Source organism: Streptomyces sp. NPDC059994 (genome assembly GCF_042737755.1).
GTDB lineage: Bacteria > Actinomycetota > Actinomycetes > Streptomycetales > Streptomycetaceae > Streptomyces.
On sequence record NZ_JBHWUR010000178.1, the window covers coordinates 1 to 9,386 of the forward strand.

Sequence of the window (9,386 nt, forward strand, 5' to 3'; positions counted from 1 at the left end):
GTGCTTCACAGCACCGGGCGCCCCCCTTTCGTCGTACGCGGAACCCGCGCCTACCAGCGGTAGGGCCAGTACACGTCCATGCAGTCCGACTTGCTCGCGCCGTTCACGTTCTCCGTGTCCTTCAGCGGGTCGCTGTTCTCGGCGGCCTTCTTCGGGTACGTGGCGCCGGTGCGCCAGTCGGCGCCGACCGTCAGGGTCAGCGTGGAGACGTCGGCGGACACCTTCACCGCGCTGGACGGCAGCTCCATCGCGGTGGCCACCGACAGCGCGTCGGCCTTGCCCTGCGCGCCCGCGCTCTTGGGGTACGTGAGCGTGGTGACCGCGGCCGAGCCCCGGGTGTCGGAGGCCTTCGCCTTGTAGAAGCCCTTGTTCTTCAGGGTGTCGGTGACCGTGGACGCCCGCTTCTGGGTGGGCGCCGCGCCGTTGACGCCGGTGCCGTTGACGACGCTGAGCGCGAGCGAGCCGGCCGGGGTGGCCGCCGGGCCCTTGCTCTCCTGCTTGGCCGGCCCGTCGTCCTTCTTGTCGAGCGGCTTGTCGTCGCGCAGCATCGACCACAGCGCGTCGGCCGCGCCGGGCTTCGGAAGGGCGTGGTCCTTGTTCTTGTAGTCCTCGATCCGCGGCATGGTCAGCATGTTGATCCGGTCCGTGGGAACGCTCTTGAGCTCCATGGCGAGGTCGTAGAGCTTCTTGACCGTGCCGAGCTCGCGGGAGACCTGGAGCGACTTGGTGGCGGTCTCGGCGAGGCCCATGATCCGGCCGGTGTCGGTGAACGCGTTCTGCTTCTTCAGCTGGCGGATCACCGAGTTGAGGTACATGTGCTGGGCCTTGGCCCGGCCGAAGTCGCTCTCGAAGGCGTGCCGGGTGCGCAGCCACTGGAGCGCCTGCTCGCCCTTGACCGGGTGCGTGCCGGCGGTCAGCCGCAGGTGCGAGCCGCCGGGCACCTTGGGCTTGGGCCCGTCGTACACGTTCTGCTTGACGCACACGTCGGCGCCGCCGACCGCGTCCGCCATCGCCACCACGCCCGAGAAGTCGACCATCATCCAGTGGTCGATGTAGACGCCGGTGAGCTTCTCCCAGGTGTCCAGGACACAGCCCGCGCCGCCCCGGCCCAGCGACTCGTTGATGAGGGTGTTGGTGGCCGCCATGGTCTTCTTGGTCTTCGGGTTCACACACGACGGGATGTCGACGCGGGTGTCGCGCGGAATGGAGACCACCGAGGCGCTCTTGCGGTCCGCGGAGACGTGCATCAGCATCTGCACATCGGCCCGCGGCGGGTCGTCCGCGGTGTCCCTGGCGCCGCCGAGCTTGACGTTCTCCTCGCCCGCGCGGCTGTCGGAGCCGATCAGCAGGACGTTGAGCGGGGTCTGGCCGTCGGCGTTGGCCTCGGTCTTCTTGGCGTTGGAGCCGCCCGCGCTGCGGTCGCCCTTGCGGATGTTGCCGTTGAGATGCTGGTAGTACAGATATCCGGCGCCGGCCGTCCCGAGTATGAGCAGCGCGAGCGTCGAGGCGACCCAGCGCAGTATGCGTCTTTTGCCCTTCTTCTTCACCCGTTTACGCGGACCGCCGCGCCGGTGCCCGCTGCCGTCGGCGGCCGTGCCCTTCTCGGGCGCGCCCTTGCCGTCGTCCGGCCCGTCGCCGGAAGAGCGCGGGGCGGGCGGCTTGTCGCCGCCCCCCTCCTGGCCGTAGAGAGACTCGTCCCAGCCGAGCTGATCGGCGTTTTGGACGCGCCGCGGCCGCGTTCCCTCCCCGCGCACGCTGTTCTGCCCCACCCCAATACCCCCTGTCTCAGGTGGTCCCCACGCCCCGTAAGGGCCGGAAACCTGTTGTCACTTGGCACACGTCAGTTGCGTACGCATCAGTTGCATACGCGTGTCACTTGGCGCACACCGACTTGTCCGCTTCGACCTTCTGGATGCCCTCGGGCGCCTTGGCCGGAGCGGCGATCGGAATGCCGGCGCCCTTGAAGTCCGCGCCGAGGGTCAGCACCATCGGCGTCTTGCCCACCGCGTCCTGGGTCCCGGGCTTCAGCGCACTCGCCGGCAGACCCATCAGATCGGCGAGTTTACGGGCCTGGTCCGCCTGGTTGGGCGCGTACGCCAGCGTGGTGTTCGCCAGCTTCGCCGGGGCGTTGCCGCCGTTGTCCGACTTCAGTACGCCCTTGCTGTTCTGCAGCCACACCAGCGTCTGGGAGGCGGAGCCCGCCACCGCGCCGCCGTTGAGCACCTGGACGCGCACGGCGGACGCCTGTGCGCGAGTGCCCTTGAGGAGCGCCGCCTGGGCGTCCTTGGCCTGGTTCTCCTTCTTCTTCACCTCGGTGAAGGACACGTCCGAGCGCATCATGCTGAACACCTGCGGCGCCTTGTACGGGTCGATGATGACCGTCTTGTGCACCGGGCCGTCGGCCGGGTTGTCGATCACCGGCACGGTCGTGAAGGTCACGTTCTTCAGATCGACCTTGCTGAGGTCCTGCGCGAGGCTGGTCAGCTTCTTGATCGACCCTATGCCCGAGTCGACCGTGAGCGCCTTGGTCGCCGCGTTCGCGAGTCCGTACATCTTGGTCGGGCTGCTCAGCGTCGAGTCGGACTTCATCTTCCGCATCATCGAGCTGAGGAACTGCTGCTGCTGCTTGATCCGGTCCAGATCGCTCTCGTTGCCGAAGCTGTGCCGGGTCCGTACGAACGCGAGGGCCTGCTCGCCCTTGATCCTGGAGACGCCGGCCGGCAGCTTGAGGTGCGACTTGGGGTCGTTCACCGGCTTGGTCAGGCACACCTCGACGCCACCGACGGCCGTCGACAGCTCCTTGACCGCGTTGAAGTCGGCCATCATGAAGTGGTCGACGCTCAGCCCGGTGAGCGCCTTGACCGTACGCATCGTGCAGCCCGGGTCGCGGCCGTCCTGGCCCAGGCTGGTGTTGAAGCGCACCTTCGTCTCGGACCGCACCGTCTTGCTGGTGCCGTCCTTCTGCTTGGTCGGGCACTCCGGGATGTTGGTGACCAGGTCGCGCGGGATCGACAGGGCCGTCGCGTTCGTCCGGTCCTTGGAGACGTGGAAGAGGATGTTGGTGTCGGCGTGGCCCTCGCTGCCCTTGTCGCCGTACCCCTCGTTGCCCTTGCCGGTGCGCTTGTCCGTACCGATGATCAGGATGTTGACCGGCCCGTCGGAGGTGGCGTGCTTGCTGCCCGCGTCACCGACGTCGACGGTGTTCAGGTTGTTGTTGAAGTGCTGGTAGAGCAGGTACGCGCCGGCCGAGCCCGCGACGAGGACGAACCCCATCACCCCGCCCGTCCACAGCAGCGCCTTCTTCTTGCGGGACGCCTTGGGCTTGCGCTTGCGCCTCCCCGGCGCGGCCGGGGACCCGTCCTGGTCGCCGCCGGAGCGGCGGTTGTCGCGCTGGCCGGGGACATCACGACGGCGGGACGGGCCGCCTCTGCCGGGGGCCGTGGTTCTGCGCGGGGAGGTGCCTGCCGACGGGGACGACTGCGGTCCGGAAGGATTCAGTCGCAATTCGTAATTGCCCGTCTGCGGGTTGAGCACCCACTGGTCTGCCGGGTCGACTTCTTCTGCCCGCCCACGGCTCTGCGCATCCACGGTTGCCTTAGTCCTCCGTCGGTGCCACGCGAGTCACTTCCCCCAAAGCGCTCAGTCATTCGATCCTGCAGTGCGTGGCCTCGGGTGGCCACAAGCACCGGGTCGCGTCACACTATCTGCCCTGTTGAGCGAAGAGCGACGGCCGTGACAAATTCCACGCCCCTTACAACCGGGCAATCCGCCCAATCCGCATCCCCGCCTGTTCTCCGTTGACACACGCTTTACCCGCACATGCCCACCGCGGCATTCGAACCCGGGTACGTCGGCGCCGGGCTCGGGGAAGCGGGATCGTCGGGCTTGTCGTCCGACGACGAGCTGTCCGCCCCGTCCGCCGTCCTCTTCTGCGCATCGCCGTCCCCCTTGTCCTTCTGCGTGCCCCCGGCCGGTGTCACCTGGAGCGGCCGGTCGTCCCTCAGCTGCTGGAACAGCACCCGCGCGTCCGGCTGGACCAGCTCGTCGCGGTTCGTGTCGTACGTGTACGGCTTGCGCGGCACGGTGAGGAACTGCACCTTGTCGGTCGGGATTCCGCGCATCCCGCGCACCAGGTCGTACAGGTCCTTCAGCGAATTCAGCCCCGGGTCGGTGGTGAGCGACTTCGTCATCGCGTCGAGCACCGGATAGAGCCGGGTCGGATTGAGCAGCACGCCATTGCTCTGCACCTTGCGCACCAGCGAGCCGAGGAACTGCTGCTGGCGGTCCATGCGCTCGGTGTCGCTGCCGTCGCCGAAGCCGTGCCGGGCGCGGACGAATCCCAGCGCCTGCTCGCCGTGGAGCGTCTGGCGGCCCGCGGGGAGTTTCAGATGCGCCTGCCGGTCGTCCACCGGCTGCTTGAGGCAGACCTCGACGCCGTCGACCGCGTCCACCATGTCCTTGAAGCCGCTGAAGTCGACGACCATGTGGTGGTCGACCCGGATTCCGGTGAGCTTCTCCACCGTACGAATGGTGCAGGCGGCGCCGCCGAACTCGAACGCCCAGTTGAACTGCGCGAATTGGGCCTTGGAGCGGGTGCCGTCCTGCTTGAGGCAGTCCGGGATGTCCGCCATCAGGTCGCGCGGCAGCGAGACGGCGGTCGCGGACTTCCGGTCCGCCGCCAGGTGCAGCAGGATCGTGGTGTCCGAACGCTGGCTCCCGCCGTCGTCGCGCCCGTATCTGCTGTTGCTGCCCGCGCGCGAGTCCGAGCCGATGAGCAGCAGGTTCTGCGCGTTGTCCGCACCGGGCGGGGGGCGCTCCTTGCCGTAGCGCTCCAGCTCGGCGGCGGCCGTGGTGTCGGTGCGGATGTTGTTGTCGAGCTTCTTGTAGAACCACCAGCCGGTCCCGGCGGCGGCGAGCACGAGGAACGAGACGCCGAGGGCGGTCCAACGCAGCCAGTGGTGACGGCGGTTGCGGTCGCCGGGCGTGTCGGATGCGTCGGGCGCGCCGGGTTCGCTGAGCTCGGTCGGCTCGGTCAGCTCGGTCGGCTCGGTCGGCTCGGGCGCGTCGGGCTGCTCGCCGGGCGCGTCGGGGGTGTCGGACGCGTCGGGCTCTGTGGGCCCGGCCGGTTCCGGGGGTGTCGGCGTGTCCGGTCGTGGCTCGTCCCCGGCCCGGTGGTCGGGCTCGGGGGGCGGGCTGTCGGTCACGTCGGCGTCCATCCTTCACGGGTCGGCGGCGGGCGGAAAGCCGCCCGGGCACCCCGGTAGACGGTCGTCGCGCGCGCTTGGTTGTGTGGCGTACCGCCGATCATCCACCGGAGTTGTGCCCGGGACCCAAGGGACTCGGCCCGCTGTGGGCCACAAGGGTGGCGCCGCGGAGATGGTCGTACCGGGTGCGTGCGAGGGCTGGACGGCGGTGTTCCGGGGCCGGCCGGGCGGTCGTGCGGCGGCCTGGCGACGGTCCTCCGGTGGCCACGCGACCACCGACCGGTGGCCCCTCCGGCGCGGCCCGCGCTCGTCACACCGCCCGGTGCGTGACCCGCTCGTTCTCGATCCGCTTCTCCAGCCCGCCGTCGGCCAGTTGACCGAGGTTGCGGCAGAGCACCACCGAGCCGCCGGAGGCCAGCGGCGCGTACAGGCCGCGCGCCAGCCCCTCCCAGCTGTCGTACGGGAGCGCCGACAGCAGCCGGGAGCCGGGCTCCAGACCCAGGGCGGCGGCGTCGGCGCGGGCGCGCTCCACGAGCCCGGCCGCGCTCAGCTCGGCGCCGTCCACGGCGAGCGCGGGCCCCGCCGGGTCGACCGGGGCGTACGGCGCGAACCGGTCGCCCTGGCCCGGCACCTCGACCGCGTAGTCCTGGAACCCGGTGGGCGGCTGCGGGAAGCGGCCGCCGAGCGGGCGCAGCGCGAGCGCCACCCGCTCGCCGGTGCAGGCGCGGGCCGCGTCCAGCGTGTCCGGCCCCGCCACCACGAGGTCCGCGCCCGCCGGGTCGCCGCCGGCCTCGGCGACCACGCCGACCGAGTGGCAGGCGAGCAGCCAGACGGCGCTCTGCCAGTGCGCGGGCAGCAGCAGCGCGAGCCGGTCGCCGGGTGCGGCGGCGAGGTCGCCCTGGAGCAGATTGGCGGTCTTGGCCACCCAATTGGCGAAGGTGGCCACCGAGAGTTCCACGCGTTCGCCGGTGGCGTCGTCGTAGAAGGTGACCAGGGGGCGGGCCGGGTCCGCGGCGAGCGCGGATCGCAGCAGGTCGGCGGGGGTGCGGTCGCTGGCGTTCACGCGGCAAGCGTACGGGTGGGGGCGCCGCGCGCGCCCGGGGAGAGCGCCGTCCGCGTACACCGGTGCGGCGACCGCCCGTCAGTTCTGAGATGGACAGACTTGGACGCTTATGTCCACGATCGTCAGCATGCGTGCACTCCTTGCATCCTCGATCTCGGTCGCGTGCGCCACCGCACTCGCCCTGCCGCTCGCCGTGTCCGCGGACGCCGCGGCCAGCCCGGCGTCCGCCACGTCCTCTTCGGTGCCCTCCTCGGTGCCCTCTTCGGGCGCCTCCTCTCCGGGCGCCTCCTCCTCGGCCGCCGCCTCCTCGTCCGCCGAACTGGCAGGCTCCACCCAGTCGCTGCCCCTCGTCCCGCTGGGAGCGACCGACCGGACACTGGGCGCCGCCCGCGCCCAGGGCCTGCCGGAGCGGAACACCGAACCCTTCTCCCTGCTCGGCGTGGTCTGGGACGAGGCGAAGGACGAACTCCACGGCACCGTCCAGGTGCGCACCCGGGCCGCCGGCACCCGCACCTGGTCCGGCTGGCAGGACGTCGACACCCACAACCAGGAGCACGCCCCCGACCCCGGCACCCCCGAGTACGGCGCCGCGCACATCCACGGCTCCACCGCCCCGCTGTGGGTGGGCCATTCGGACGGCGTCGAGGTGCGCGTACGGGCGGACGCGGCCGGGGACGGCCGGGCGACGCCGGGCGTGCTGCCCCGGGGCCTCCACATCGACCTGGTCGACCCGGGCGCGGACCCGGACGGGGTGGGAGCGGCGGACGAGGCGGAGCAGGAGGAGGGCGCCGAGCAGGCGCAGGACCAGGCCGTGGCGTCCGGCGCGCGGGCGGAGGACGTCGTGGCGGCGGCCCGCCCGTACATCGGCCCGCGCCCGCGCATCATCACGCGCCACGGCTGGGGCGCCGACGAGCACCTGCGCGAGCCCGGTTACGTCTACACCGGCAAGGTCAAGGCCGCCTTCGTGCACCACACGGGGTCCGGCAACAACTACCGCTGCTCACAGGCGGCCTCCGTGCTGCGCAGCATCTACCGCTACCACGTCCGCAGCAACGGCTGGCGCGACATCGGCTACAACTTCGCCGTCGACAAGTGCGGCAACCTCTACGAAGGCCGCGCGGGAGGTGTGGCCAAGCCGGTCCTCGGGGCGCACACTCTCGGTTTCAACACCAACTCCACGGGCGTCGCGGTCATCGGAACGTACGCCTCGACCAACCCGTCCGCCGCCGCCCTCGACGCGATCGCCCGCCTGACGGCCTGGAAGCTCGGTCTGTACGGGGTGAATCCGAACGGCACCACGCATCTCACGTCGGCCGGCGGGAACCTTTACCGGAAGGGGCGAAGCGTCAGGCTCAATGCCATCTCCGGGCACCGGGACGGCTACGCCACCGATTGCCCGGGGGCGCGCCTCTACAAGAAGCTCGGCAAGGCCCGGTCGTCCTCGGCCCGGTTCCAGGGCCGGCCCTGACCGGGGCGGGGGCGTACCGATCGGGCGCGAACAGTCTGCATAAACTGGTCGGCCGTAGTTGAACGATCGATTCCGCCCGGCCCCAGCAGGAAGCAGAGACGACAGGTGACTGAAGCGATCCTCCTGGTCGGTGGCAAGGGCACCAGGCTGCGCCCGCTCACGGTGCACACGCCCAAGCCGATGATCCCGGCGGCGGGCGTCCCGTTCCTCACCCACCAGCTGGCCCGGGCGCGGGCGGCGGGCGTGGAGCACATCGTGCTGGCGACGTCCTATCTGGCCGAGGTCTTCGAGCCGTACTTCGGCGACGGCTCGGAGCTCGGGCTGCACCTGGAGTACGTGACGGAGGAGGAGCCGCTGGGCACCGGCGGCGCGATCAGGAACGTGGCGTCGCGGCTGCGCTCGGGGCCGGACGACCCCGTGCTGATCTTCAACGGCGACATCCTGACGGGCCTGGACATCCGGGCCCTGGTCGAGACGCACTCGTCCTCGGGCGCGGACGTCTCCCTCCACCTGACGCGCGTGCCCGACCCCAGGGCGTTCGGGCTCGTGCCCACCGATGCGGACGGCCGGGTCCAGGCGTTCCTGGAGAAGCCCCAGACCCCGGAGGAGATCGTCACCGACCAGATCAACGCGGGGGCGTACGTCTTCCGCCGCTCGGTGATCGACTCGATCCCGGCGGGCCGTCCGGTGTCGGTGGAGCGGGAGACGTTCCCGGGCCTGCTGGCGGCGGGCGCACACCTGCAGGGCATGGTGGACTCCACCTACTGGCTGGACCTGGGCACCCCGCAGGCCTTCGTCCGGGGCTCGGCCGACCTGGTCCAGGGCAGGGCCCCGTCCCCGGCGGTCCCGGGCCGCTGCGGCGACCGCCTCGTCCTGCCGGGCGCCTTGGTGGCCCCGGACGCGAAGCTCACCGGCGGGACGGTGGTCGGGGAGCGCGCCGTGATCGGCTCGGGCGCCCGCATCACCGGCAGCACGGTCCTGGCGGGCGCGGTGGTCGAGCCCGGCGCGGTGATCGCGGACTCGCTGATCGGCGCGGGCGCGGTGATCGGGGCGCGCTGCGTGCTGGCGGGGGCGGTGGTGGGCGACGGCGCGAGGGTGGGCCCGGACAACGAGCTCCGCGAGGGTGTACGGGTGTGGTGCGACGCAACGATCCCGGGGGCGGCGCTCCGCTTCTCATCGGACGAGTAGGGGCCCCCACCCCGCCCGTTCCCCTAAACCCTCCGGGGGTGGGTGGGGGCTTGAGGTGATCTCCCGGGGGCTACGCCCCCGGACCCCGGGCGGGGCTGCCCCCCTGCACCCGCTTGCGGGGGCTTCGCCCCCTGCACCCCTGGCGGGGCCTGCGGCCCCTGCACCCCGCTACGGGGCGCTTCGCCCCCGGTACCCGGGCGGGCTGCGCCCCTGCACCCGCTTGCGGGGGCTTCGCCCCCCTGCACCCCTGGCGGGGCCTGCGGCCCCTGCACCCCGCTACGGGGGCTACGCCCCCGGTACCCCCGCTGGGGCTGCGCCCCGTCCCCGCTTCGGGGCTCTGCCCCGGACCCCGCTCCTCAAACGCCGGAGGGGCTGATTCTTGGCCGGGCCCAGCTCCGCACGCCGGAGGGGCTGAATTTCCCCGGGCGCCGCCCCTCTCACGCCGGAGGGGCTGATTCTTGGC

Annotated in this window: 6 protein-coding genes; 2 read left to right on the top strand and 4 right to left on the bottom strand. The window is 71.6% G+C overall.

The window, feature by feature from the left end:
• Positions 1-50: 50 nt before the first annotated feature.
• The 4 genes from ACFWA7_RS38795 to ACFWA7_RS38810 form a co-directional block, all read right to left on the bottom strand.
• A complete protein-coding gene (locus ACFWA7_RS38795; RefSeq protein WP_385549938.1) occupies positions 51-1,769 on the bottom strand; it encodes an LCP family protein in 1,719 nt (572 codons plus the stop codon).
• 103 nt (positions 1,770-1,872) lie between these two features.
• Positions 1,873-3,588 (bottom strand): LCP family protein, encoded by a 1,716-nt coding sequence (locus ACFWA7_RS38800; protein ID WP_385827892.1) that lies wholly within the window; start codon positions 3,586-3,588, stop codon positions 1,873-1,875.
• A 221-nt stretch (positions 3,589-3,809) separates the two neighbouring features.
• On the bottom strand, positions 3,810-5,216 hold the full coding sequence (locus ACFWA7_RS38805) for an LCP family protein (RefSeq protein WP_385827894.1): 1,407 nt from the start codon (positions 5,214-5,216) through the stop codon (positions 3,810-3,812).
• A gap of 298 nt (positions 5,217-5,514) precedes the next feature.
• Positions 5,515-6,267 (bottom strand): TIGR03089 family protein, encoded by a 753-nt coding sequence (locus ACFWA7_RS38810; protein ID WP_385827896.1) that lies wholly within the window; start codon positions 6,265-6,267, stop codon positions 5,515-5,517.
• 127 nt (positions 6,268-6,394) lie between these two features.
• Here ACFWA7_RS38810 and ACFWA7_RS38815 point away from each other — a divergent pair, with 127 nt between their 5' ends.
• Together ACFWA7_RS38815 and ACFWA7_RS38820 are read left to right on the top strand one after the other, a co-directional pair.
• Entirely contained in the window at positions 6,395-7,735 is a 1,341-nt protein-coding gene (locus tag ACFWA7_RS38815; RefSeq protein WP_385827898.1) for a peptidoglycan recognition protein, read from the top strand.
• A gap of 105 nt (positions 7,736-7,840) precedes the next feature.
• On the top strand, positions 7,841-8,923 hold the full coding sequence (locus ACFWA7_RS38820) for a sugar phosphate nucleotidyltransferase (RefSeq protein ID WP_385549923.1): 1,083 nt from the start codon (positions 7,841-7,843) through the stop codon (positions 8,921-8,923).
• The last annotated feature ends 463 nt before the right edge of the window (positions 8,924-9,386 follow it).